Origin of the sequence: Sphingomonas sp., assembly GCF_036677245.1 — a bacterium.
GTDB lineage: Bacteria > Pseudomonadota > Alphaproteobacteria > Sphingomonadales > Sphingomonadaceae > Allosphingosinicella.
In genome coordinates, this window is sequence record NZ_JAKFCG010000042.1 from 1 (window position 1) to 23,260 (window position 23,260).

The window sequence follows — 23,260 nt, forward strand, 5'->3', positions numbered from 1 at the left end:
GATCACGATCGCGCCCTGCGGCGCGGCGCTGTGCGGCACGATCGCAAGGGCGCTGATCATCAAGCCCGGCCATCCCCGAACCGACGTGCACAATCCGGATCCGCATCTTCGCAGCCGAAAGCTGATCGGCATGACGATCCTCAGCGGCTTCTCTCCGGGACGGGATCGGTGGGAGAAAGGACGGATCTACGACCCGGAAAGCGGCAAGACCTATCGTTCGTTGCTGAAGCTCAATCCCGACCATTCGCTGAAGGTGAGCGGCTGCATCGCCTTCTTCTGCCAGTCGCAGCGCTGGATGCGGCGGTAGGGCGCGGGCAGGTTGGTGCCCGCGCCCTCCCAGTCCGAAGCGGTTTAGCTCGCGGCTTCGAAACTGCGGTGCACCGCTTCCCAGCGCTCGCGGCCAGACCGAATGGAATCATAATTGCGGGTGATCACGCTGCGCGTCTCGGGTGACAGCTGATCGTCGCGAAGCGCGGCCTGCCACTTTTCGTCGAGATAGGTTTCGCCGCGGTCGACCTCCGCCAGAACGGCCTTGTCGTCCGAACCGGTGACCCTGTCGCGGATCGTCAGAAACGCGCGGTGCGCCGCCGCAAGCACGCTGCCGTCATCCTCCGGGGTCCCGCCATGGCGGCGGACTTCCTGCTGGAGCTCCTCGACCACGCGCCGGCGCTCCTCGGCGCGAGCCAGGAACTCGGAGGCAAAGCGGCCGCTGGTCGCCTCCTCCGCCGAGCGGCGATAGCCGTCGATGCTGTCGAGCGTCGTTTCGATGAGGCTGTTGAGCACGGCAATGTCATGGCTCTTTTCAAACATAATCACTCCTGTGGATGGGGGGGGTGCGCAGACAACGCACGGCGTCGGGGAAGGGTGCTCGGCTTGCGACGGGACGGCGCGATCGTTGGCCGCTCTGCTCGACAGAGTGCGGCGGGAACGGTGGGAGCACGGCGGACGTTCTCCTTTCGAACAAGGAGCAAGGCATGATCAGCGAAGATGGCCCGGCCGCAGGCGACGACGCAGAGCGCGGCAAGCGAGGATCGTTCGATCCGCAGAGCGGGGAGGTGCACGGGTCCGGGTCCGGCGCGGGCGGCGGCGGAAATCCGGACGAGGATTATGATCAGGATGCGGCGGCCGGTGCGGGCGCCGAGCCGGCCGGCGGTCCACGGCCGTTCGACCAGGCGGTCGACCGGCCGATCGATCGCGACGAGGGCCGCTAGGATGGACGGCAAGCATCGCCATCCGCTTCCCGAAAGCGACGAGGCTCGTCACGGCGAGATACCGGAGACGATCGAGCGCGAGAAAGGCGAAGGCGAGGACGGCAAGGAGGTCGTCCAGCCCGCGCCGACCGCCGTCAATCCCGACGGGGAGCCTTATCCTTACGACGATATCGGGCGCGCTGAACGCCCTTCTCCAGATCGGTGATCAAGGAGCAGAACAATGGCCAATCAATATGAACCCAACGGGGGCCGGCAGGTCGGCGGCGGACCCGAGCGCAGCGATCAGCAGGCCGGCGGCGGCAGCAGCGGCACCGGCGGCTACGGCAAGATCCAGGACCGGATGCAGGGCCGCGAGGAGCAGGGCGACGAGGCGAACGTACGCCGCGACCCGCAGCTCGACCGCGGCGAAGCATTCGACGAAGAGCAGGGCGGCGGCCGCGACGATCAAAGCCTGAGCAGCCCCGGCTGGACCGAGCCGCAGGGCGCAGGCGGCGGGCTCGAATCGCAGATGCACCAGCGCGAGCGCGGCGGCCTCTCCAGCGACGAGACCGAGCACGACGCCGAATCCTGAAAATTTTGCGCAGCGCTCCTGCGTCTGACTGAAACGCAAAACGGAACTGTTCGGCGTGCCGCACGTCTGTTACGGATCAGTTATGAAGGCGTAGGAGACTGCAATGGCAAAATCCGATGATCGGCCGACCGGCAAGCGCGGTTCCAAGATGTCGATGGCTGCGGCAACCGACAAGCTGACGGAGCTCGCGAACAATCCGATGGCGCGAAGCATGCTCGCGGCCGGGCTGGTCGCCGCGGCCGCGGCGCTCACCACCAACCAGAAGGTTCGGCAGAGCGCGAAGAAAGCCGGCCAGGATGCGCTCGACGGCGCGGGAGCCGCGGCCGACAATGCCAGCAAGATCGGCGCCGCCATCGTCACCGCCGCGACCGATGCGGTGCGCCGGCTGCTGGCAAGCGATGACGAGCCGGCGGCAACGCGCAAAGGTTCGACCGCCGGGCGCAAGAGCGCTGCCTCCGCTAAAGGCAAGACGGCCAGCGCCAGGACCGCCAAGATCGGTGGGCGCGGCCAAGCGAAGAGCGCCGGCGCAGGCAAGGCTGCAGCCGCAAGCAGCGCAGCCAAGCCTGCCGGAAAATCGGCTGCGAAGCGCACAAAGACTGCGAGTGCGGCGAGCGGCCGTGGCGCGAACGGCGCGGGCGCGAAGGGCTCCGCTGCGAAAGCCGGTGGCAAGAAGTCGGCGGGCGGCGCAAAGCGCGGGCGGAAAAGCGCGGCAAAGCCGGCCGACGGCGCGAGCGGCACCAGCTAGCATTATTCCTGCCGCAGCGTTCGTCGTGCCTTTCGCGCGAGCGTAAGCGTCAGAGCGGGTTACCGGCGGCGCAGCGCTCGAACTCGACCGGATCATGCGCGCAGACCAGCTGCACGCCCGCCGCAGCGTCGACCGAGAGCCGGCGCAGGCGCTCCTGGTTCGACAGGCGCAGCGCGCGATCGACCTCCATCATCGTCTGGTAGGCGCGCAGGCCCGGCGTGCACCGCCGCTTCGCTTCACGCATCTCGCTGCGGTAGAAATAAGCGTCTCCGGCATGGAGCAGCCAGCCCTGCGGCCCCTCGATCGCCACTCCCGCATGACCCCAGGTGTGCCCCGGCAGCGGGACCATCAATATTTCCGGCGGCAACCCTTCCAGGTCACGGACTGCGTCGAAGCCGAACCACCGCTCGCCGTGTGCGCCATAGCGCCGCCAGTCGCGGACTTCGTCGAACTGGCTGGGCCGGTAGCGGTTGCGCGGCACGAAACCGCGGCGCGGACCAGTGGCGGAATCATATTCCTTGGCCATCACATGAACCGTCGCACCGGGAAAATCCTCCAGCCCGCCGGCATGATCGAAATCGAGATGGGTCAGCACGATGTGCCGGACGTCGCCTGGATTGTGGCCGAGCGCCTCGATCTGGCGGATCGCGGTTTCGGATTCGCGCAGCTTGATGTTGAGCAGAGTGCGCATCGTCCGGGTGACGCGGGGATGCGGCGGACGGTGGTGGTCGACATCGTTGAGGCCGTAGCCGGCGTCGATCAGGACCAGCCCGTTGCGATCGGTCTCGATCAGCAGGCAATGGCAAACGAGGAGGCCGGTCAGGCCCTTGCTCCGCCCGTCGAACAACGCGCCGCCGAACGGACAGTCGGTGCCGCAATTGAGATGGTGGATTCGCATCGTGCCTCCGTTCGTGACCGGCCCTTGCCCAAAGGATTGGGCAGGCGATGCGTCGCTGTCGGAAACACAAAAACGGACGGCGGGGTGCCTTGTTCAGCACCCCGCCGCAAAAATCATTTAGTGGTCAGAGCTTAGCGGCATTTATAGCGGCTGCCGCTGCTGCGTTCGATCTCGCGGCCGAGCAATGCGCCCGCTGCTGCGCCGAGCACGGTGCCGGTGGTGCGCGAGCCGTTGCTGTCGATCGCACGGCCAACGAGCGCGCCGCCTGCGGCACCGACGATCAGGCCGGTCGTGCCGTTCTTCTTCTTGCAGCGGAGGCGGCCGCGCGAATCGCGCCACGTCCTGCCGGTATAATAGCCATCGCTCTGGTAGGCGAAGGCCGGCGCCGACATCACGAAGGTCGGCACAGTCGGAACCGCCATGGTCGCAGCGGCGACGGCAAGAGACAATTTACGCATGATCATACTCCTCAATGAACCTGTAAGCGGAACAACGCGCCCATCGTTGCATCAGTTTCATTAACCCGAAACAACGATCTGTTCATCGGGGGGCTTCCCGCGGGGATGCCGCGGCAGGAACCGAGACATTTTCCGTTCTTCTTTCGCTGCCGCCCAGCCTCCCCTATGACCGTTCAACACCGCATTGCTTCTTGCGAAAAGCCGGTACCCACCTTTTCGCTCCATGCTCAGCGCTTCTCGAGAACCGGCTTTTCGGCGGAATCATGAACTCGCACCATCTTTCCCTGCGCGATTTCCTGCTGGCGCTCGCGGTTGTCGCCGTGTGGGGCACCAACTTCGTCGTGATCCGGCTCGCGCTCGACGAATTGCCGGCGCTACTGCTGGCGGCGCTGCGCTTCGCCTTCGCCTTCCTGCCGGTCGCCTTTTTCCTGCCGCGCCCGCGCGTGCGCTGGGCCTATCTCGCGACCTATGGGCTGCTGATCGGCGTCGGCCAGTTCGGCATCTTGTTCATAGCGATGGAGCAGGACATCACGCCCGGCCTCGCCTCGGTGATCGTCCAGATGCAGGTCTTTTTCACGATCGCTTTGTTCGGCTGGCGTTCGGGCGAGCGGCTGCGCGGGCTCCAGTGGATCGCCCTGCTGCTTGGCGTCGGCGGGATCGGCGTGATCATCGCCAATGCGGGCGGGGCGACCACGCCGCTGGGCGTCGCGCTGACCCTGGCCGCGGCGCTCGCCTGGACCGGCGGCAACCTCGCCGCCAAGGAAGCCGATCCTGCCAACATGCTCGCCTTCGTGGTCTGGTCGAGCCTGTTCGCCGTGCCCCCGCTGTTCCTGCTTTCGCTGGTGTTCGACGGCCCGCAGGCGATCGCCGCCGGCCTCAGCCAAGCCAGCGCCGGAGCCTGGGCCGCCGTGTTGTGGCAGTCGATCGGCAACAGCCTGTTCGGCTATGCGGCCTGGGGCTGGCTGCTCCAGCGCCACCAGGCAGCGACCGTCACGCCGATGGCATTGCTCGTCCCCGTCTTCGGCATGGGGGCCTCGATCATGCTGCTCGGCGAGGATTTTCCGTCGTGGAAGGCGCTCGCCGCCGCGCTGATCATCGGAGGCCTCGCCATCATCGTCCTCACGCCGCGGTGGATCGCAAGAAAGGCCGCCGGGTGACGGCGCCACGCCGGGATCAGCTCCGGCTTTCCGCGATCCTGCCTCTATCCTGCCACGGTCCGCAGCGATAAAGCGCGCGGCAGTGGCGGACGTCCCGCCGAGTATTCGAGGAATAGAGTTGCTCTCTCGCCCGCTGGAAGTCGTGCTTGTCGGGGAAAATCCCACGCGCCTCTGGGGCATCAGCGTCGACGAGCGCGTCGCCCGCATCGCCGCGGCGCACAAGCTCGCGATCGGTGAGCAGCCGATCGGCGAAGGTGCGGCACTGCTCGTCGACCGCTCGTTCGTGTTCGATCCGGCCTGGCTGCGCGAGATCGCGGCGCATCCCGGGGACGCGCTGACGCAGGGCGGCAGGATCGCGCTGGCGCATTGCCGCAACGAGCAGGAGCGACGTGAGGCTGCGTCGGCGATGGCGGCTGGTGCGGCACCGAGCGCAGCGACGACTTTGAAGTTGCGCCGGCACGAGCAGGGCGGGACCCAACTCAACGCCGAGCTGCGCAAGCGCGAGCAGCCCTTCCTGATGATTCTCGAGCCGGCTTCGGTTCGGACCGCCGAGCGCGCGAGCTATTTCGGCGCCTATAAGGGCGTCACCGACCTACTGACGAAATATCTGTGGCCCGAATGGGCGCTGGTGCTCACGCGGCTCGCCGCGCGTCTCGGCATCAGCCCCAACGCGGTGACGGCGATCGGCGCGTTGCTGTGCGTCGTCACGACCATCCTGTTCTGGCGCGGCGATTATTGGATCGGGATGGCGACCGCGCTCGGCTTCATGGTGCTCGACACCGTCGACGGCAAGCTTGCCCGCTGCACGATCACCTCATCGAAATGGGGCAATATCTTCGATCACGGCATCGACCTGATTCATCCGCCCTTCTGGTGGTACGCGTGGGGAGTCGGGCTCTTTGCCTATGGCCGGCCGCTCGACACGCAGACGTTCGCGACGGTCATCGCGGTGATCGTCCTCGGCTATGTCGTGCAGCGGGTGATCGAGGGTGCGTTCATGCGGCTCTACGGGATGCACATCCATGTCTGGCAAAAGGTCGATTCCGATTTCCGGCTGATCACCGCGCGGCGCAATCCGAACATGGTCATCCTGCTCGTCAGCCTGTTGCTCGGGCGGCCCGATCTCGGCCTGATCGCCATCGCCATCTGGACGATTGTGTCGTGCTTGTTCCATCTGGTGCGTCTTGTTCAAGCATTGCGGGTGCGCGCGGGCGGCGGCGAAATAAGGTCATGGCTCGGCTGAACGGCGGCATCGACGCAGCCATGATCGGCGCGGGCACGATCGCCACGGGCACGATCGGCGCAGCGGCGCACGCGGTGCTGACCGCGGCCGAGCCGAGAGACAAGGTTCGCGCGGCGCGCGCCGCAGCGCGGGCATGGCGGCAGGGCAGGCTCGCGCATCGCTTCGAGACCATCATGCCAGCGCGTCCTGCTCGGCCCGACCGGCCGGAGCTGCTTTCCGCCGCGCGCATGCCGAAGCGGGGAAGGGGCGGCTCCGAGCGCGGGCGGATCGCGATGCTGCACGCGCTGGCGCACATCGAGTTCGGTGCGATCGACCTCGCCTTCGACATGATCGGGCGCTTCGGCGGGTCGTTTCCGCCCGCCTTCGTCGACGAATGGGTGTCGGTCGGCGCGGACGAGGCGATGCATTTCGCTTTGCTCGATCGACGCCTGCGTGCGCTCGGATCGGGCTATGGCGCGCTGCCCGCGCACGACGGCCTCTGGGAAGCGGCGGAGCAGACGGTGGGCGACGTCCTCGCGCGGCTAGCGGTCGTCCCGATGGTCCTCGAGGCGCGAGGGTTGGATGTGACGCCGGCCACCGCCGCACGCTTCGAACGTGCCGGCGACACCCGTTCGGCTTCCGTCTTGTGGCGGATCTATCGCGACGAGATCCGGCACGTTGGAATCGGCACGCGGTGGTTCAAAATTGCTGCGCTGGAACATGGATTTGAGCCGATTTCCCACTGGAGATGGTTAATAAAAAATAACTTTTCCGGCGCCTTGAAGGCTCCGTTCAACGACTCGGCCCGCGACGAAGCCGGTTTGTCCCGCGATTTCTATATTGGGCTTGCGGCTCAAGACGATGTTCAACATCCTCAGGCTATCAAGTCAGTGGGTGGGCAACTTCCTGACATTTAGACGGGCCTCGAGCCCTTGTGTGAATCCATGGTCGCGTTTTGTGACCGTGCCGGCCAGTGGGGCCGACCGGGGATTTGAATGACGAATAAGAGTGACGTTCAAGCGCTTGCAGCGACCGGGGGGTATCGTTCGTTCCCGACACGCACTCCGCTCAATGCCGCCGCGGCTCTGGCCGCGCTGGTCTTCCTCTTCTCGTCGACCTTCGCCGCGGCCCAGCCTGCCGGCGTGGCGCCGACCGAACAGCAGGTCACAGGCTTCCAAGGCCAGGGCGGACCGTTCGAAGTGGTCGCGCCGCTCAAGGCCGGCGATCCCAAGTTCAAGCAAATGTTCATGAGCTGGAAGAAGCTCGACCGGGTCGAGCAGGGCTCGATCGCCATTCCCTCGTCGATGCCCGTCAGCGGGACCAACTTCACCAGCGGCTACGGTGTCCGTTCGGACCCGTTCCGCGGCCGCGCCGCCATGCACACCGGGATCGACCTTGCCGGCCCGATCGGCACCCAGATCCGCGCCACCGCCGATGGCTATGTCCAGCGCTCCGAATGGGTGAGCGGCTACGGCAACCTCGTCGAGCTCAGCCACGGCCGCGGCATCCAGACCCGCTACGGCCATCTCTCGAAGTCGTTGGTCAGGCCCGGACAGCGCGTCAAGCGCGGCGACCTGATCGCGCTGATGGGATCGACCGGACGCTCGACCGGCAGCCACCTCCATTACGAGGTCCGCATCGACGGCAAAGCGGTCAATCCGACCCCGTTCATGCAGACCAACGATTATCTGCTCGCGCTCCAGCGCCGCGTCGCCGCCGGCTCCTCGCAAGTCGCGATGGGCGGCCCGGCCGGGGGCAGCAAGTAAGAGCAGCCTCTCAGCTTTCGCTAGACCATAAAAAAGCCCGCCGATCCGGCGGGCTTTTTTATGTGCTGGTACTCGCGGGGCGCCGCGGTTGAGCGCTGCTACTTGCCGCGCTTCTTGCGGTGATGCTCCATGTCGAGGACCATATTGGCTTCGCCTTCGGGTAGCAGCCCGAGCCGCCGTGCGACGTCCTGATAGGCCTCCGCCTCGCCGCCGAGGTCGCGGCGGAAGCGATCCTTGTCGAGCTTCTCGTTGGTCGTTGCGTCCCACAGCCGGCAGCCGTCGGGGCTGATCTCGTCGGCGAGGATGATCCGGCTGTACTCATTCTCCCAGATCCGGCCGAATTCCAGCTTGAAGTCGATCAGGCGGATGCCGATCCCGGCGAAAAGGCCGCACATGAAGTCGTTGATGCGCACCGCCATGTCGGCGATGTCGTTCATCTCCTCCTGGCTCGCCCAGCCGAAGCAGGCGATATGCTCGTCGGCCACCATCGGGTCGCCGAGCGCATCGTCCTTGTAATAATATTCGATGATCGTGCGCGGGAGCTGCGTCCCTTCCTCGATGCCGAGCCGCTTCGAGATCGACCCAGCGGCGACGTTGCGCACGACCACCTCGAGCGGGATGATCTCGACCTGCCGGATCAATTGCTCGCGCATGTTGAGGCGGCGGATGAAATGGGTCGGGATGCCGATATGGCCGAGCAGGGTGAAGATATGCTCGGAGATACGGTTGTTGAGCACGCCCTTGCCGGAGATCGTCCCCTTCTTCTGCGCGTTGAAGGCGGTCGCGTCATCCTTGAAATATTGGATGAGCGTGCCCGGCTCGGGACCCTCGTAGAGAATCTTGGCCTTGCCTTCGTAGATTTGGCGGCGGCGGGACATCGGCGTGGATCCCAAAAATTATGCGGAAAACCGCGGATAGAAAGACAAAGGCCCCGGGTGACGCGTGGGAGATACGCGCGCCGAGGCTCTGCTGCGGGCTATAGGGGAGAAGCAGCAGCGGTGCAATCGATTGGCCCTGCAAACCGGCGCGCCGGAGGTGGGCCGTGGCAATGATGAGGCGTGGGAGGATGCGCCGCCATCCTCCCGTCGCCGATCGTCGGCCGCCGGCCAGACGGCAGTGGCAGCTCAACCCTGCTTGCGTTCCGCGTCGTGCAGCCACGGCGCTTCATATTGAATTTCGTGGAGGCGCTTCAGCGACAGTTTGAGCTGATCGAGAAAGCTCGCCACAACATCGCCGAAAGCAGCGCCGTGATCGACCCACAGACGGCCGTCGAGTTCGTCGCGCATCGTTCCGCTCCTCGTCTAATCGCGGCCTCAGCGCCGCATCCGGACAATGGCGAAAGGCGAGGGCCGGCGCCAATCAAACGCTCGACTCGCCGTATAAGCCTAGCTTATGATGAACCTTATGCGCCGCATTCCGCCTTTGAGCGCAGTCAGAGTGTTCGAGGCAGCCGCGCGCCACGAGAATTTCACCAAGGCTGCTGCCGAGCTGGGCATGACCCAAGCCGCGGTCAGCTATCAGATACGCTTGTTGGAAGAACGGCTCGGGCTGCCGTTGTTCGCCCGCGACAAGGGCCGGGTCAGGCTGAGCGGCCAGGGACGCAAGGTCGCGCCTCTCGTCACCGGCGCGTTCGACACGCTCGGCGAGGCCTTCGCCGGCCTGACGCTCGACCATGACATGCTATTGAGCATCAGCACGACGCAGACGTTCGCGTCAAACTGGATCGCGCCGCGCCTCGGCAGCTTCCAGATCGAGCGGCCCGAGCTTGCCGTCCGGCTCAAGACCGACAACCGCCTGACCGACTTCACCGATGAGACCGACGTCGGGATCCGCTCCGGAAAGGAGGGCTGGCGAGGACTGCGCGCGCATTTCCTGTTCCAGTTCCACTCGACACCGATGTGCAGCCCGGCCTTTCTCGAGCGCTATCCCCTCCGCGATGTCGCGGACGTACTGCACGTGCCGCGGATCGGGGCTGGCGATCCCGAAGGCGATGCATGGTGGCGGCGCTGGCTCGACCACGCTGGTGTTTCCGCGCCGGAGGGCACGAGGAGCGGTGGGATCTGGCTCGATTCGCAGGTGATGGAAGGAAATGCGGCGATCGCCGGACATGGCGTCGCGATGCTCTCGCCGATGTTCTGGCGGGACGAACTCGCCGCCGGTCGGCTGGTCCAGCCGTTTCCGATCATCAGCCTCGACGGCTTTTCCTATTGGCTGGTTTATCCCGAGCACAAGCGCAACCAGCCGAAGGTCCGGGCTTTCCGTGACTGGCTGCTCTCGCAAGTCGCACTCGACGCCCGGAACGGTCCAGCGGAGGCCTATTCGCCCCCTATCGGCTCTGGCTGACTCGCTGGTTCCGCCCGGCGATCATTGTCGCGGCGGCGGAGCCAGAGCGACGAGCGCTGCAGCAGCCACCATCCCGCGAGCGCCAGCAGCAGCCAGGGGAGCAAGGTTGCCACGATCACGAACATCCATGCGATCGCGCCGATAAAGTTATTGCCGGCCTGTTCGATCGAATTGCGGATCGGAGAGCGCGTGTCGAAGCCAGGGATCAGATCCCCGGACCCATATTCGAATACCATTGGCGTGGTCGCGAGCGATTCCTGGCTTTCCTCGCGCCTGTCGCGGTTCGCGCGGATTGAGTCGCGGAGCCGCTGCGCCTGGTAAAGGAGGCCGGACCGCTCTTCTGCGGACAATCCCCGCTTGGTTAGCTGGGCTTCGATCCTGGCGAGATCGTCGTTGAGCTGGGCAACCGCGCGGGTGCTTGCCTGGATCGCGGCGCCGGCGTCCACGCCGGAAATTTCGCTATCGACCATCATGCCTTCGGCGCGGGCGACCGCAGCGACACCCGCCTTGCCGAACTCGCGTGCGATTGCAGGATCGAGCTTGAAGGCGAGCATCCCCTCGATGTCCGCCTCGTTCACGAGCCGGTAGCGCATGCCCGTGATTCTGCAGCGGTTGATCCCAAGCTTTTCGCAAGCCTGGGCATGTTGTTCCTGCACATTCGAAATCTGCTGTGCGGGAAGACGGAAAGCGTAACGGTAATTGAAGGCGACACCGGGCGCGGCCGTGGGAGCGATGCCAGGACCGGAAGATGGCGCTTGGTCCGTCGTCGCCTGTTCAGCCACGTCGTAGGAAGCGGATCCCGGGGAGGGTGAGGAATCACCCCGTTCGCTGGTTTCCTGCCCCCCGCAGGAAGCCAGAAGAACCATGGCAGCCAAAGGGACAGAGCAGCGCATCGGCATCCTCCTTTTTTGTTATACTATCACAATGGTAGACAAACACAAGCGGCTCGCTTCGCCCCTGGCGGCTTGCTATCCCCCGGCCATGTCCGACCCTGAAATCTACGATCAAATCGCCGACTCCCCGTTCGACGACGCGCTGTCGCAACGCTATCTGGTCTACGCGCTGTCGACGATCACCGCGCGCTCGCTTCCCGACGTTCGTGATGGCCTGAAGCCGGTCCACCGCCGCCTGTTGTGGGCGATGCGGCTGCTGCGGCTCGATCCCGGTTCGGCCTACAAGAAATGTGCGCGCGTGGTCGGCGACACGATCGGCAAATATCATCCCCACGGCGACCAGTCGGTCTACGACGCGATGGTCCGCCTCGCGCAGAGCTTCTCGCTGCGCTACCCTTTGGTCGACGGCCAGGGCAATTTCGGCAACATCGACGGCGATAACGCCGCGGCCTACCGCTACACCGAAGCGCGCATGACGCCGGCCGCGATCGATCTGATGGCCGGTCTCGACGAAGGCAGCGTCGCCTATCGTCCGACCTACAATGGCGAGGAGGAAGAGCCCGAGGTGTTCCCGGGCCTGTTCCCCAATCTGCTGGCCAATGGCGCGAGCGGGATCGCGGTCGGGATGGCGACGTCGATCCCGTCGCACAATGTTGCCGAGATCATCGATGCCGCGACGCATCTGATCGACAATCCCAAGGCCGAGCCGTCGGCGCTGATGGACTTCGTCGGCGGACCCGATTTTCCGACCGGTGGCGTGATCGTCGACAGCGCGGATGCGATCGCCGCTGCTTATGCCAGCGGGCGCGGTGCATTCCGGGTGCGCGCGAAATGGGAGGTCGAGGATCAGGGCCGCGGCACCTGGAATGCGATCATCACCGAAATCCCTTTCCAGGTCCCCAAGTCGAAGCTGATCGAGCAGATCGCGGCGCTGATCGCCGACAAGAAGCTGCCGATCCTCGCCGACATCCGCGATGAATCGGACGAGGCGATCAGGATCGTGATCGAGCCGCGCAGCCGCACGGTCGATCCGCAGATGCTGATGGATAGCCTGTTCCGGCTGACCGATCTCGAGACGCGGGTGTCGCTCAACCTCAACGTGCTTGACGCCACCCGCACGCCACGCGTGATGAGCCTCAAGGAGGCGATCAGCGCGTGGCTCGAATTCCAGATCGAGGTGCTGGTCAAGCGTACGCAGCACCGCGTCGCCAAGATCGACGACCGGCTCGAGCTTCTCGAAGGCTATCTGATCGCCTTCCTCAACCTCGACCGCGTCATCCAGATCATCCGCGAGGAGGACGAGCCCAAGCCGGTGATGATCGCCGAGTTCAGCCTGACCGACCGCCAGGCCGAGGCGATCCTCAACATGCGTCTGCGCTCGCTGCGCAAGCTCGAGGAGATGCAGCTCCGCACCGAACGTGGCAAGCTCGAGAAGGAGCGCGCCGAGCTCGCCAAGCTGATCGAATCGCCCGCCCGCCAGCGCAATCGCCTGAAGAAGGACCTCGCCGAGCTTCGCGAGCGCTACGGCCCCGACACGCCGCTCGGGCGCCGCCGCACCTTGCTCGAGGAGACCGGGCCGGCGCGCGAGATCCCGCTCGAGGCGATGATCGAGCGCGAGCCGATCACCGTGATCATGTCCAAGCGCGGCTGGATCCGGGCGCTGCGCGGCCATGTCGACCTCGCCCAGCCCGAGACGATGAAGTTCAAGGAAGGCGACGGGCCGGCCTTCGCGTTCCACGCCCAGACCACCGACAAGCTGCTGCTCGCCGCGCCCAACGGCCGCTTCTACACGCTCGCCGCCGATCGCCTGCCGGGCGGCCGCGGCTTCGGCGAGCCGGTGCGGCTGATGGTCGACATCGAAGGCGAAGGGAATATCGTCGCGCTGATGCCGGCGGTGTCGGGCGCGAAGCTGCTGCTCGCATCGTCCGACGGGCGGGGCTTTGTCACCTCGGCCACGGCGGCGATCGCCGAGACCCGCAAGGGCAAGCAGGTCGTCAACCTGCGCGCCGGCGCGACGCTCGCGCTGGTCCGCCAGATCAAGGACGGCGACGATTATGTCGCGGCGATCGGCGACAACCGCAAGATGGTCGTCTTCCCGCTGAGCGAGCTTCCCGAGCTCGGACGCGGCCAGGGCGTTGCGCTGCAGCGCTATCGCGACGGCGGCCTCGCCGACGCCAAGACCTTTCGCTTCAGCGACGGGCTGAGCTGGGAGATGGGCGGGGCAGGCGGCCGCACGCGAACCGAAAGCGACCTCAATCCATGGCGCGCGGCGCGCGGAGCCGCCGGACGGATGCCGCCGGTGGGCTTTCCGCGCGACAATAAATTCTAGGGGCGGGTAACAGGCTCGACGACCATGTGCCGCCGCGGCTTGCGCCTGCTTATAGGCCGCCGCGCAACAGCTGATCGACGTAACGGCGCGCGAGCCGCGTCACGCTCTCCCGGTCGGCGGGAAAGCCGCTGCGCACCCATTCGTGCTCGATCGCGCGCAGCGCCCGCGACACCAAGGGACCGGGTTTCAACCCCATCGCGATCAATTCGCCCCCGCCGAGCGGCAGGCGCGGCTTCTCCCAGCCGGAAAGCGGGGCGAGGCGCTCGCCGAGCCCGTCTTCATCGCCGCGCAGAAGCAGCCGGTCGATCGCTTCGGTGGTTCCGATCTCGTAGGCGAGCACCTGCGGATCACTCTCGGGGAGCTCGGCGTCCGCAGCGGCCGCCAGCCTTTTGCCGTCCTTCTTCGACAGCTTGAGGCGATTGGCGATCGCGGCAGCCACGGCCGGATCGGGAGGCAGGAGTGCCGCGAGGCGGCGGATCGGATCGCCGGGGAGGCCATGAAGCGCCTCGCGTGCGGTCAGCGCGGCAAGCCGCGTGACGCCATCGCTGTCGATCTCGGGCAGCACGGGACGCAATATGCCATTGTCGACCATCAGCCCCAAGGTCGGCGCCGGCTGCGGCAGCGCGAGCAGCTTGAGCAGCTCGTCGGCGATGCGCTCGCGCGAAAGCGCCATCAGGTCGTTGGCGCGGAAGCTGCAGGCGGCGAGCGCGGCGGCGTCCGGAGCGCCTTTTCCGAAGCGGGCGTGGAAGCGAAAGAAGCGCAGGATGCGCAGATGATCCTCGGCGATGCGCTGCAGCGGTTCGCCGATGAAGCGCACTCGTCCAGAGTCGAGATCGTCCAGGCCGCCGAAATAGTCGAACACCGCGCCGCTCGCCGGATCGGCGGAGAGGGCGTTGATCGTGAAGTCGCGCCTGGCGGCGTCCTCGCGCCATTCCTCGGTGAAGGCGACGGTCGCGTGGCGGCCGTCGGTCGCGACGTCGCGGCGCAAGGTCGTGACCTCGACCAGCGCATCGCGCAGCACCGCCGTCACCGTGCCATGAGCGATGCCAGTCGGTATCGCCTTGGTCTTCGCCCGGCGAAGCCGATCGATCACTTCGTCGGGTTGGAGACGGGTGGCGAGATCGACATCGCTGGCGCTCATCCCGAGCAAGGTGTCGCGCACGCACCCGCCGACGTAGCGGGTCTCTCCCTGTTCCGCTCCCAGCGCGGAGAGCAGCCGTTGCAGTCCCTCCTTGTGCCGCCAGGGCGCGTCGGGCAGCGTGACCGGCGGGGCCGTCATGGCAGGAACGCGAGGCGGCGGCTGAGGTTGACGATCATCCCGGCGGTGGCGCCCCAGATGCGGCGATCCTCCCACTCGATCTCATAATAGAAATGCTCCTGGCCGTTGCGCTCCATCGTGCGCATCACCTGGTGCTCCGGCGCGATCAGATGACGCAGCGGCACCTCGAAGATGGCGGCCACCTCGTCGGGCTGCGGGGTGAGCGGCAGATCGGGCGGGACGATGCCGATCACCGGCGTCACCTCATAGCCGGTGATGGTGCGATAAAGGTCGGCGATGCCGACGATCTCGACCTGGTCGCGGGGCAGGCCGATCTCCTCCTCGGCTTCGCGCAGCGCGGCGGCGATTACGTCCTCGTCCTCGGGATCGACCCGTCCACCAGGAAACGCGACCTGGCCGGGATGGCGCCGGATGGTGTCGGTCCGCATTGTCAGGATCACGGTGGGGTCGGGGCGGTCGACGATCGCCACCAGCACCGCTGCGGGGGTCGTCGGGCCGCGCTCGAGCAGCGCGCGGGAATCGGCCTCGATCAGCATCAGCGAGTCGGCCAGGCCTTGATCGAGCGCGCGGCGGAGCCGTTCGGCCAGTGTCATGATTGGGGTGTCATGATGGGGGCGTCATCATATCTGGGTCACGCTGCCGGCTCGAGCGCGAAGAAGATGCCCTCGCTCCACAGGCCGGGCGGGTCGGCCGCCTCGGCGAGCGCCAGCGCCGCCAGCTCGTAATAGACGGAGCGCGTGATCAACGCTTCGAGCCCGTTCCTGACCTCGATCGACGGGCGCGGACCATGCTCGCCCTCGCCGACGCGGATTGGCTGATCGGCGCCCGCGACGACGAGATCGCCGGTGTTGAGCCGAAAGGCGACGCTCCTCGCGCGTCCTTCGCCCTCGCTCTTCATCTCGACAGCGAGAAACGGCGCGTCCTCGACATCGATGTCGAGCTTTTCGGCCGGAGTCACCAGCACGTAGCGGCCATCAGCCTCCCGGCGCAGGATGGTCGAAAAAAGCCGCACCAGCGCCGGACGCCGGATCGGGCTGCCTTCGTGGAACCAGGTTCCGTCGCGGGCGATGCGCATCGCGCTGTGGCCGCAATGCTCGGGATTCCAGGTCTCGACGGGCGGCAGCTTGTTCTCCTCCGCGAGGCGCGCGATCTCCGCCAGGCTGAGACCGGAAAGATCGGCAGGAGGCGCGGTTGCGGGCATGAGATCGAATTAGGCGATTGCGTCGCCTGCGCAAGGCCAAGCTGCGATCTCGCCACGCCGGCGGAGCCTGGCGAGGGCCGCCGATCGGGGGAACTTGCCGCTTGTGCGCGCGGGACCTAGACCGTGATCGTTTCAGGCTGAGCCTGAAACGGAAGCGCGAAGCGCCTCCACCTCAAACGATCAAATTCTGGGTGTCGGCCGATGGCGAATGGAAATGAGGGGCCGCGCACCGCGATCGTCACTGGCGGCGCAAGGAGGATCGGCGCCGCGCTGTGCCGTGCGCTTGCCGCCGACGGCTGGCATCTGCTGATCCACTGCAGCGCCTCGGAGCGCGAAGCGGCGGCGCTCGCCGCCGAGCTGGGGAACAGCAAAATGGTGTCGGCCGACCTCGCCGATCCCGGTGCCGCCGCGACGATCATCGCCGCGCTGGACGGGCTCCCGCCGCCGCGGCTGCTGGTCAACAATGCGGCGCGCTTCGCCTATGACGCCGCAGACAATTTCACGGCCGCCCAGTGGGATGAGCATCAGGCGGTCAACGTCCGCGCGCCCGCCTTGCTGTCTCAGGCGTTTGCAAAGGCGGTCGGCCTCGCCACCGCCGGCGCCGAGCCCGCAGCAGGGCACGGCCTGATCGTCAACCTGCTCGATGCCAAGCTGCTCCAGCCCAATGCCGACTTCTTCAGCTACACCGTCTCGAAGATGGCGCTTGCCGGCTTGACCGAGCTTCTTGCGCGCGCCTACGGGCCGCGAGGGATGCGCGTGTGCGGCATCGCACCCGCGGTGACGTTGCGCTCGGGTGCGCAGACCGCCGCCAATTTCGAGGCGGTGCACACGCTCAATCCGATCGGACGCGGCGTTATGACGGAGGATATCGTCGAGGCGCTCCGGTTCATCGTCCGGTCGCCGACCCTGACCGGACAGATCATCACGCTCGATGGGGGCCAGCGTTTCCTCGGCCTCGCTCGCGACGTGCAGTTCCTGGAGCAACAATGATGAGCTTTGTCGCCAAGCTGGACGGGCTGGTTCCCGAGAGTCTCGCTCCAAAGACGCGCAAGATCGTGCTGGAAGATTATTGCATCAACGTCGACATCGGCTTCCACGAATTCGAGGTCGGGCAGCCGCAGCGCCTGTTCGTCACGGTCGAGGTCTGGATCGACGAGGCTTCGTTCGCCGCTGAGGACGACCCCTCGGCCGCCTGGAACTATGACTTCCTGCGGCGCGAGATCGCGGAGTTGACGGCAAACCGCCGCTTCAACCTGCAGGAGATACTGGTGCGCGAGATTTACGAGCTGGTCGCAGCGCGGCGCGGCGTCACCGCGCTCCGCATTTCGACCCGCAAGCCCGACGTCTATCCCGACTGCGCCGGGGTCGGAGTCGATCTGGCGTCTTTCTAGGCCCCAGCTCCGAACCCAGTTTCCGCCCAACTCTCTCGAATCACGGCGCGCGTGTGCGGACGCACGGCCCAAGCCGGTCGAGCACCAGCCGGTAGTCGACCCGAATCGCCTCGACATTGCCGGCGTCCGCATCGGCGAAGCTCGCCGGGGGCAGGGCGTGCGGCAGGCCGCACGCCAGGCGATACCACAGGAGCGTGTCCGGAGCCGGGGGCGCCGCCGCTTCGTCGACGATCTCGCCGAGCGCCACCGCCCAACGTGGCTGCTCGCCCGGACGGCGCAGCACGCTGAGCGATATCGGACGCCCACCGGCGGCGAGCAGGAACAGCTGCGTCTCGCTTTCGCCGGGCAGCGAGCCCGGCACATGGAAGGCCTTGCCGACCCCGATGATTCGCGGCGGCGCATCGGCTGCGCTGGCTTCGCGGAGAATCGTACGAATACGGTCTGCGAGCGCGGGCGACCAGGCGAGCTGAGCGTCGGGGGCGACAAGCTGGAGCTCGCCCGGCCGTCCGGGGACCGGTGCGGCGAGGATCAGGAACTCGCTTTTCTTGCGCAGCTTCGGGCTCTTTCCCGCCGAATCGCGTGGCATGTCGGCGAGATAGCGAATCGATGCCGGCAAGCCCTGGCCGCGGATCAGCGACACGATGTTCGCCTCGACGTAGAAGCGGCTCTTTCCGGGCGGCACGGCGGCGGCTCTTTCCTCTTTCAATCCAATAGCTTGAGAGATTTTGATATGGGCCGCGACCGGAGCCTCCACGGCAAGATCGGCAAGATCCGCATAGGTGGGCGCGGAACGCGCCGGCACCGCGGGTGATTCGGCGGATGACGCCATCGGCAGCAGCAGCGCGAGCAGCGCGATCCCGAGTTTGGACAAATTCATCGATGCTGCCCCATTGAGCTGGATCCCCTTAACGCTTCATTTCTCTTGAGCTTAGCGGCATTAACCACGTATGTCCGTTCCGCGGTGAGGCCGAACGGATTCCGGTCGGTAAGGATTGCGTCCCCAATTTTGTCGCGATAGAGACGTCTCCCGATCAATGATATATAGAGACATGGTCGACCCGTAAGGACCACTGCGAGGTCGATTCCGCAGATTGCCTTAGCAAGAAGAGAGGAAGTCGCTGATCAATGGCATATGCTGATCAAAGGATGAGCTCGAACAGAATAATGGCGATCGTGATCGTCGCCATTCTGCATGCCATTCTCGGCTACGCATTCGTTTCCGGTTTGGCGTTCAACGTGATCAAGAAGGCGGCCGAGGATCTCAAGACCTTCGACGTCAGCGAGGAGCCGCCGCCCCCGGAGGAGAAGCCGCCGCCCCCGAAGCAGGTCGAGACTCCGCCCCCGGTCGTGTCGCCACCGCCGATGGTCCGGGTTTCGGCTCCGCCGCCGCCGGTGATGGTCGCGCCGCCGCCGCCGGTGGTCATCACGCCTGCGGCTCCGCCGGCACCGCCGCCGCCGCCGCCTCCGAAAATCGAGCCTGCGAAGGCGAGAGCCAATCTCGCGTCCTACGTCTCGGACGACGACTATCCATCGTCGGCGATCCGCGCGGAGGAGCAGGGCACAACCGGCTTCACCCTCGACGTCGGACCCAATGGCCGCGTGGTCAATTGCACCGTCACCCAATCGAGCGGCTCGACCGCCCTCGACACGGCGACCTGCAGGATCATGAAGAGCCGCGCCCGTTTCACGCCCGCCACCGACAGCAGTGGCAAGCCGACCAATGACAGGGCGAGTGGCCGGATCAGGTGGGTCCTTCCGGCGGACTGAAGTTTAGTCTCGAAACAGGCATTCATTTTTTCGGATATGAGAGGAAAGTTTACATCATGACGACCCCCGCAGCAGCCCATGCAGAAAATCCCTATGGCCTTATGGCAGCCCTCGAGCAGGGCGGCGTATTGGCCTGGGCCGTGTTCATCATCCTCGTGGTGATGTCCGCCGCCTCTTGGTACATCCTCTTCACCAAGCTGTTCGAACAGCAGAAGATCTTCAACCAGGGGCGACGAGCGCGAACAACCTTCTGGCAGTCGGCCAACCTGCGCGAAGGCGCGAGCAAGCTCGACAAGAACAGCGCTTATCGCCAGCTCGTCGATGACGGCATCCTTGCCCAGGAGCAGCACACCAAGCTGACCGATCCGATCGACCAGCATGACTGGATGCTCGGCTCGCTGGCCCGCAGCCAGGGCGCGATCGCCTCGCGTCTCAGCAGCGGCCTCGCGCTGCTCGCCACCGTCGGCTCGACCTCGCCGTTCGTCGGCCTGTTCGGCACCGTCGTCGGCATCATCCGCGCGCTGGTGAAGATCGGCGCCTCCGGCCAGGCCTCGATCGACGTCGTCGCCGGTCCGGTCGGCGAAGCGCTGATCATGACCGCGCTCGGTCTCGCCGTCGCGGTTCCGGCGGTCATGGGCTACAACTGGCTGATGCGCCGCAACAAGGCGGTGCTCGAAGAGCTCGCCCGCTTCTCCAACGACCTGCACGGCTACATGATGTCGGGCGGGACGGTGAAGCCGGTCACTGCCGGCGCAGCTGCGGCCGCGGCCGCTCGTCCCGGTGCTGCGAGCCCCGGCGGCACCACCGCCAGCGGCACCGCCACCGGCATGACCAACCCCGGCCCGAAGAAGATCTAAGTCGGCAAAAGGGGAGCCGCACGTCGCGGCTCCCCCCGCTGCCCAGCCAGCGCGACCGATAACGAATTAGATAGGAATAATTTTATGTCCATGAGTGTCGGACCGGGCGACGGCGACGAAGAGACACCGATGTCGGAGATCAACACGACGCCTCTCGTGGACGTCATGCTGGTTCTCCTGATCATCTTCCTGATCACCATTCCTGTCGTGATCCAGGCCGTGGAGGTCACGCTGCCCAAGGTGCAGTTCGAGCCAACGCAGACCAAGCCCGAGAACGTCCTGCTCTCCGTTCGCGGGAACAGCAGGGGCGAATGCGAAATCTATTGGCAGCTGAAAAGGGTCAATTCCGCGCAGCTGCTCGACCTTGCGGTCAAGAAGCTCGAGGATGAGATCAAGCGCCAAGGCGGCGCGCAGAACGTCACCCAGGAGACGATGCCGGAGGCGCATATCCGCGGCGACGTCGACACGCCCTACCGCTGCATCGGCGGCGCGATCTTCACCATGCAGCGCGCCGGCTTCGCACGGGTCGGCTTCATTTCCGAGCCACCCCCGGGCAGCGTCGCGGTACAGCGTCTTTGAACGTAATCCAGGAGTAGATTTCAATGGCAATGACCTCTGGCGGACTGGCTGAAGGCGAGCCGATGCTGGACATCAACACGACGCCGCTCATCGACGTCATGCTGGTGCTCCTCATCATGCTCATCATCACCATTCCCATTCAGACCCACGCGGTGAAGCTCGACCTTCCCGTCGATCAGCAGGACCAGCCGAAGCCGCCGGTCGATCCGGTCAAGAACAAGGTGATCATCAGCAAATCGGGCCACGTCTATTGGAACGCCGAGCCGGTGAACCTGGTGAGGCTGCGTCAGTATCTGAACATCACCACGACGATGAACCCGGTTCCGGAACTCCATCTCCAGCCGGAGCCGGACGCCCGCTACGAACTGGTCGATGAAGTGCTCGCGGTGACCAAGCGCGCCAACATCACCAAGATGGGCTTCGTCGGCAACGAGGCTTATTCGGAATTCTGACCGGCCTTTAAGCTGACAGACAAAGAAAAGGGCGGTCCTCGGGCCGCCCTTTTTTTGTGGCATCTGCCCGCACATCGGGCCTTTGCGCTCCGGCGCGCTGACGGCTCCGTGGCATCGTGCGAGGTGTGCGCGCCGTTCCGCTCCAGCCCCGAGTGCCTCCCATGGACGCAGTGTTTCCGCTCAAGCCGCGGGGATCATTCCGGCCGCCGGAGCACGGCATGGGTCCTGATCTCCGCACTTCGGCGGCGGCCCGTCGGCCGCTGTCAATCCGCTCGTGCCGATCGCGCGGGCTTCAGGCGGCGAGCCCTTCGAACTGGAGGCGTGCCAGCCGTGCGTAGAGACCGCCGCTGGCGTTGAGGCTGTCGTGCGTGCCTTCCTCGACGATCCTGCCGTGGTCGAGGACGATGATCCTGTCGGCCGACCTGACCGTCGCCAGGCGATGTGCGATGACGATCGTCGTCCGGCCGCGCATCAAGGTCTCGAGCGAGCTTTGCACCAGCCGCTCCGATTCCGCGTCGAGCGCCGATGTCGCCTCGTCGAGCAGCAGCAACGGCGAGTCGCGCAGCAATGCGCGCGCGATGGCGATGCGCTGGCGCTGGCCGCCGGACAGCCGCGCTCCGCCTTCGCCAAGGAAAGTGTCGAGGCCCTCAGGCAGGCGGCGGAGGAATTCGGCCGCGTTGGCCGCTTCGGCGGCTTGCCACAGCGCCTCGTCGTCCGCCTCCCAGCGGCCGTAGCGCAGATTGTCGCGCGCGCTGGCGGCAAAGATGATCGTCTCCTGCGGCACCATCGCGATGCGCGCGCGGACGTCCCTGGGATCGGCCGTTCTAAGGTCGACGCCGTCGATCTCGATCGTGCCTTCGTCCGGATCGTAGAAACGCTGCGCCAATTGGAACAATGTCGTCTTGCCGGCGCCGGATGGCCCGACCAAGGCGAGCCGCTCCCCCCGGCCGACAGCGAGGCTGAAATCGTCGAGCGCCTTGACCTCCTTGCGGGTCGGATAATGGAAGGTGACGTGGTCGAAGCGGATCGTTCCCTGCGGCGGCGTGGGCAAAGCGACCGGATGCGGCGGCGCCTTGATCCGCGGCACCTGCGCGAGCAGCTCGGCGAGCCTGCCGGCGGCACCGGCGCCGCGCAGCAGCTCGCCATAGACTTCGGTCAGGGCGCCAAATGCACCCGCGACGAGCGCCCCGGTCACGACGAAAGCGGCAACCGTCCCTCCGCTGAGCTTGCCCGAGGCGACGTCCAGCGCCGCCTGCCACATCACCAGGGTGATCGAGCCGAACATCAGCCCGATCACCGAGGCGGTCATGATCGCCCGCAGGAAGACGCGCTTACGGGCGGTCGCGAAAGCGGTCTCGGCAGCTTGCCGGAAGCGGGCGGCTTCGCGCCGCTCCTGGCCGAATGCCTGGACGATCTTCATCGCGCCCAAGGTCTCGGCCACCATCGCGCCGATGTCGGCGATGCGATCCTGGCTGGCACGCGACGCCGCGTGCACTTTGCGCCCCATCAGGACGATCGGGAGGATGATCACCGGAATGCCGACCAGCAAGGCCGCGGTGAGAAGCGGCGCGAGCGTGAACAGATAGACGATGCCGCCAATACCCATCACCAGGTTGCGCAGCGCGACCGAGACTGTGGAGCCGACAACGATCTCCACGACCGATGTGTCGGACGTCATTCGCGATGCGATCTCCGATGGTCGGTTTTCCTCGAAGAAAGCGGGCTCGAGCCGCACCAGATTGTCCTGCACCGCGTTGCGGAGGTCCGCGACCACCCGTTCGCCAAGCCAGGATACGAAATAATAGCGGACCGCGCTTGCGAGCGCGAGGATGACGACGATCCCGAGCAGAAAATAGAAATGAGCGCTGATGTCGCTGCCCTGCGCGACGAAGCCTTTGTCGATGACCTGCCGCAGCCCCATGGGGATGGCGAGCGTGGCACCCGCGGCGGTGAGGAGCGCGGCGGCCGCGGCCGCGATGCGGAACGGATAGCGGACCGCGTGCCGCCACACCATCGACAGGTTGCCGAGCCTTTTGCTGGGCGGCAGTTCGGCGCTCACGTCACTCATGGCTGCGCCCTAGATGCTTTTCGAGCCGCAGGGAATCTCGTGCAGCGCGCAATCGTTGATCATCGTGGAGCGC

28 protein-coding genes are annotated in these 23,260 nt (G+C 66.0%); 17 read left to right on the top strand and 11 right to left on the bottom strand.

The window, feature by feature from the left end:
- Nucleotides 1–307 (top strand): DUF2147 domain-containing protein (locus V6M48_RS04125; RefSeq protein ID WP_332811257.1); only part of this gene is annotated, 307 nt, incomplete at its 5' end.
- A gap of 44 nt (nt 308–351) precedes the next feature.
- Here V6M48_RS04125 and V6M48_RS04130 read toward each other — a convergent pair.
- A complete protein-coding gene (locus tag V6M48_RS04130) occupies nt 352–810 on the bottom strand; it encodes a ferritin-like domain-containing protein (protein ID WP_332811258.1) in 459 nt (152 codons plus the stop codon).
- A 164-nt stretch (nt 811–974) separates the two neighbouring features.
- On the opposite strand from V6M48_RS04130, the gene V6M48_RS04135 reads away from it, so the two are divergent.
- The 4 genes from V6M48_RS04135 to V6M48_RS04150 all read left to right on the top strand — a co-directional run bounded on the left by V6M48_RS04135 (nt 975) and on the right by V6M48_RS04150 (nt 2,527).
- A complete protein-coding gene (locus tag V6M48_RS04135; RefSeq protein ID WP_332811259.1) occupies nt 975–1,211 on the top strand; it encodes a hypothetical protein in 237 nt (78 codons plus the stop codon).
- 1 nt (nt 1,212) lies between these two features.
- Nucleotides 1,213–1,416, top strand: a complete 204-nt coding sequence (locus V6M48_RS04140; RefSeq protein WP_332811260.1) for a hypothetical protein — start codon at nt 1,213–1,215, stop codon at nt 1,414–1,416.
- Between the two features lie 15 nt (nt 1,417–1,431).
- Nucleotides 1,432–1,782 carry a hypothetical protein gene (locus tag V6M48_RS04145; RefSeq protein ID WP_332811261.1) on the top strand — a complete coding sequence of 117 codons (351 nt, stop codon included), beginning with the start codon at nt 1,432–1,434 and terminating at the stop codon, nt 1,780–1,782.
- Between the two features lie 211 nt (nt 1,783–1,993).
- Nucleotides 1,994–2,527, top strand: coding sequence for a hypothetical protein (locus V6M48_RS04150; protein WP_332811262.1), 534 nt, complete (start codon nt 1,994–1,996; stop codon nt 2,525–2,527).
- A 49-nt stretch (nt 2,528–2,576) separates the two neighbouring features.
- Here V6M48_RS04150 and V6M48_RS04155 read toward each other — a convergent pair whose 3' ends face one another.
- Both V6M48_RS04155 and V6M48_RS04160 read right to left on the bottom strand, forming a co-directional pair.
- Nucleotides 2,577–3,425 carry an MBL fold metallo-hydrolase gene (locus tag V6M48_RS04155; RefSeq protein ID WP_332811263.1) on the bottom strand — a complete coding sequence of 283 codons (849 nt, stop codon included), beginning with the start codon at nt 3,423–3,425 and terminating at the stop codon, nt 2,577–2,579.
- A 131-nt stretch (nt 3,426–3,556) separates the two neighbouring features.
- Nucleotides 3,557–3,883: a glycine zipper 2TM domain-containing protein gene (locus V6M48_RS04160; protein WP_332811264.1), complete on the bottom strand. Its 327-nt coding sequence runs from the start codon at nt 3,881–3,883 to the stop codon at nt 3,557–3,559.
- 263 nt (nt 3,884–4,146) lie between these two features.
- On the opposite strand from V6M48_RS04160, the gene V6M48_RS04165 reads away from it, so the two are divergent.
- The 4 genes from V6M48_RS04165 (at nt 4,147) to V6M48_RS04180 (ending at nt 8,028) form a co-directional block, all read left to right on the top strand.
- Entirely contained in the window at nt 4,147–5,040 is an 894-nt protein-coding gene (locus tag V6M48_RS04165) for an EamA family transporter (protein ID WP_332811265.1), read from the top strand.
- Between the two features lie 112 nt (nt 5,041–5,152).
- Entirely contained in the window at nt 5,153–6,283 is a 1,131-nt protein-coding gene (locus V6M48_RS04170; protein WP_332811299.1) for a CDP-alcohol phosphatidyltransferase family protein, read from the top strand.
- Nucleotides 6,284–6,303: 20 nt separating this feature from the next.
- Nucleotides 6,304–7,179: a ferritin-like domain-containing protein gene (locus V6M48_RS04175; protein WP_332811300.1), complete on the top strand. Its 876-nt coding sequence runs from the start codon at nt 6,304–6,306 to the stop codon at nt 7,177–7,179.
- Between the two features lie 78 nt (nt 7,180–7,257).
- Nucleotides 7,258–8,028, top strand: coding sequence for a M23 family metallopeptidase (locus tag V6M48_RS04180; RefSeq protein WP_332811266.1), 771 nt, complete (start codon nt 7,258–7,260; stop codon nt 8,026–8,028).
- A gap of 98 nt (nt 8,029–8,126) precedes the next feature.
- On the opposite strand, the gene purC is transcribed toward V6M48_RS04180, so the two are convergent.
- Nucleotides 8,127–8,906 carry a phosphoribosylaminoimidazolesuccinocarboxamide synthase gene (gene purC, locus V6M48_RS04185; protein WP_332811267.1) on the bottom strand — a complete coding sequence of 260 codons (780 nt, stop codon included), beginning with the start codon at nt 8,904–8,906 and terminating at the stop codon, nt 8,127–8,129.
- 246 nt (nt 8,907–9,152) lie between these two features.
- Nucleotides 9,153–9,314 (bottom strand): hypothetical protein, encoded by a 162-nt coding sequence (locus tag V6M48_RS04190; protein ID WP_332811268.1) that lies wholly within the window; start codon nt 9,312–9,314, stop codon nt 9,153–9,155.
- 136 nt (nt 9,315–9,450) lie between these two features.
- On the opposite strand from V6M48_RS04190, the gene V6M48_RS04195 reads away from it, so the two are divergent.
- Nucleotides 9,451–10,371 carry a LysR substrate-binding domain-containing protein gene (locus tag V6M48_RS04195; RefSeq protein ID WP_332811269.1) on the top strand — a complete coding sequence of 307 codons (921 nt, stop codon included), beginning with the start codon at nt 9,451–9,453 and terminating at the stop codon, nt 10,369–10,371.
- On the opposite strand, the gene V6M48_RS04200 is transcribed toward V6M48_RS04195, so the two are convergent.
- On the bottom strand, nt 10,344–11,264 hold the full coding sequence (locus V6M48_RS04200) for a hypothetical protein (RefSeq protein ID WP_332811270.1): 921 nt from the start codon (nt 11,262–11,264) through the stop codon (nt 10,344–10,346). The two genes, V6M48_RS04195 and V6M48_RS04200, sit on opposite strands and share 28 nt — an antisense overlap.
- An 88-nt stretch (nt 11,265–11,352) precedes the next feature.
- Between V6M48_RS04200 and parC the strand changes: the two genes are divergently transcribed.
- Nucleotides 11,353–13,593 carry a DNA topoisomerase IV subunit A gene (gene parC / locus V6M48_RS04205; RefSeq protein ID WP_332811271.1) on the top strand — a complete coding sequence of 747 codons (2,241 nt, stop codon included), beginning with the start codon at nt 11,353–11,355 and terminating at the stop codon, nt 13,591–13,593.
- 49 nt (nt 13,594–13,642) lie between these two features.
- On the opposite strand, the gene V6M48_RS04210 is transcribed toward parC, so the two are convergent.
- From V6M48_RS04210 to V6M48_RS04220, 3 genes are read right to left on the bottom strand one after another with little or no spacing between them, the layout of a single operon-like run.
- Nucleotides 13,643–14,872, bottom strand: coding sequence for a CCA tRNA nucleotidyltransferase (locus tag V6M48_RS04210; protein WP_332811272.1), 1,230 nt, complete (start codon nt 14,870–14,872; stop codon nt 13,643–13,645).
- Nucleotides 14,869–15,465 carry a CoA pyrophosphatase gene (locus tag V6M48_RS04215; RefSeq protein ID WP_332811273.1) on the bottom strand — a complete coding sequence of 199 codons (597 nt, stop codon included), beginning with the start codon at nt 15,463–15,465 and terminating at the stop codon, nt 14,869–14,871. Before V6M48_RS04215 ends, V6M48_RS04210 begins: the two co-directional genes overlap by 4 nt.
- A 38-nt stretch (nt 15,466–15,503) precedes the next feature.
- A complete protein-coding gene (locus tag V6M48_RS04220; RefSeq protein ID WP_332811274.1) occupies nt 15,504–16,073 on the bottom strand; it encodes a DUF1285 domain-containing protein in 570 nt (189 codons plus the stop codon).
- A 201-nt stretch (nt 16,074–16,274) separates the two neighbouring features.
- Here V6M48_RS04220 and V6M48_RS04225 point away from each other — a divergent pair, with 201 nt between their 5' ends.
- Nucleotides 16,275–17,063, top strand: coding sequence for an SDR family NAD(P)-dependent oxidoreductase (locus V6M48_RS04225; RefSeq protein ID WP_332811275.1), 789 nt, complete (start codon nt 16,275–16,277; stop codon nt 17,061–17,063).
- Nucleotides 17,063–17,464, top strand: coding sequence for a dihydroneopterin aldolase (locus tag V6M48_RS04230; protein WP_332811276.1), 402 nt, complete (start codon nt 17,063–17,065; stop codon nt 17,462–17,464). Before V6M48_RS04225 ends, V6M48_RS04230 begins: the two co-directional genes overlap by 1 nt.
- A 40-nt stretch (nt 17,465–17,504) precedes the next feature.
- On the opposite strand, the gene V6M48_RS04235 is transcribed toward V6M48_RS04230, so the two are convergent.
- Complete coding sequence (locus V6M48_RS04235) at nt 17,505–18,341, bottom strand: hypothetical protein (protein ID WP_332811277.1); 837 nt, start codon at nt 18,339–18,341, stop codon at nt 17,505–17,507.
- A 248-nt stretch (nt 18,342–18,589) separates the two neighbouring features.
- Between V6M48_RS04235 and V6M48_RS04240 the strand changes: the two genes are divergently transcribed.
- The 4 genes from V6M48_RS04240 to V6M48_RS04255 all read left to right on the top strand — a co-directional run bounded on the left by V6M48_RS04240 (nt 18,590) and on the right by V6M48_RS04255 (nt 21,119).
- A complete protein-coding gene (locus tag V6M48_RS04240; RefSeq protein ID WP_332811278.1) occupies nt 18,590–19,231 on the top strand; it encodes an energy transducer TonB in 642 nt (213 codons plus the stop codon).
- 56 nt (nt 19,232–19,287) lie between these two features.
- A complete protein-coding gene (locus V6M48_RS04245; protein ID WP_332811279.1) occupies nt 19,288–20,088 on the top strand; it encodes a MotA/TolQ/ExbB proton channel family protein in 801 nt (266 codons plus the stop codon).
- A gap of 84 nt (nt 20,089–20,172) precedes the next feature.
- Nucleotides 20,173–20,667 (top strand): ExbD/TolR family protein, encoded by a 495-nt coding sequence (locus V6M48_RS04250; RefSeq protein WP_332811280.1) that lies wholly within the window; start codon nt 20,173–20,175, stop codon nt 20,665–20,667.
- Between the two features lie 23 nt (nt 20,668–20,690).
- Complete coding sequence (locus tag V6M48_RS04255) at nt 20,691–21,119, top strand: ExbD/TolR family protein (RefSeq protein WP_332811281.1); 429 nt, start codon at nt 20,691–20,693, stop codon at nt 21,117–21,119.
- Nucleotides 21,120–21,411: 292 nt separating this feature from the next.
- Here the strand turns inward: V6M48_RS04255 and V6M48_RS04260 are convergent, their stop codons facing one another.
- On the bottom strand, nt 21,412–23,187 hold the full coding sequence (locus tag V6M48_RS04260) for an ABC transporter transmembrane domain-containing protein (protein ID WP_332811282.1): 1,776 nt from the start codon (nt 23,185–23,187) through the stop codon (nt 21,412–21,414).
- Nucleotides 23,188–23,260: the final 73 nt, after the last annotated feature.